Below are 884 nucleotides of genomic sequence, written 5' to 3' on the forward strand. Positions count from 1 at the left end.
CTAGAGCGTGTTTGAAAATTATGAGTTTTTGATTATTTTATCCAAATCAGGATTGAAGCAAGGCATATAAACCCCATATATGTGAATGCCAACTTATCATAACGAGTGGCAATGTGGCGAAATCCTTTCAGTTTGAGAAAGTATTTTTCTACCAGATGCCGCTCTTTATATAGCCACCAATCGCAATGACGCTCAAATTTGGCTCCTTTTTTGGATGGGATGGTTGGTTCAGCTCCTTTTTCATAGATATAATCAATCAAATTTTGACTGTCATAACCGCGGTCTGCAAGCACACTGCTTTTTTCTATATCCATATGCTCCAGCAAGGGGATGGCAAAATTAATGTCATTACGCTGTCCCTCACTAAGCATCAGATAGACAGGATAGCCATAAGCATCTACGGCTACATGGATTTTGGAACTGGCTCCTCCGCGGCTGTGCCCAATCTCGTTAGGAGGCCCCCTTTTTTTGCACCTGCACTGTGCTGGTGAGCCTGAACGATTGTAGCATCCAAAGAGAGCTCATCAAGTTCGGCTTCAAGACTGAGTACCCGGAAGATGTTATCAAGAATTCCGTCATCAATCCACTTGCGGAAGCGACTGTATACCGAATTCCAAGGACCGTAACGCTCCGGCAAGTCACGCCAGGGTGCGCCGCTGCGTGCAATCCAGACCATCCCATTAAGCATGGTACGGTTATCTTTGGAAGGACGTCCGGGTTTCCCGGTTTTTTCAGGAGGGAGTAAAGATGCAATCTGTTCCCATTCCTGATCTGTTAGTTCGTAACGTCTTGACATAATATCAGCCCCTTTTTCTTTATTTTACCATGAAAGAAGGGCTATAAACAAATATTTTGTGCACTTTTTAATTTTCAAACACGCTCTA

General features: G+C 43.7%; 1 pseudogene. It reads right to left on the reverse strand.

Features of this window, described 5'->3' with window-relative positions:
• Window positions 1–32: 32 nt before the first annotated feature.
• A pseudogene (locus tag ACTQXY_RS15520) lies at window positions 33–766 on the reverse strand (IS5 family transposase); the annotation flags it as partial.
• Between the last annotated feature and the right edge of the window lie 118 nt (window positions 767–884).

The organism is Faecalimonas sp. LCP19S3_D12 (assembly GCF_052121495.1).
Taxonomy (GTDB): domain Bacteria; phylum Bacillota; class Clostridia; order Lachnospirales; family Lachnospiraceae; genus Faecalimonas.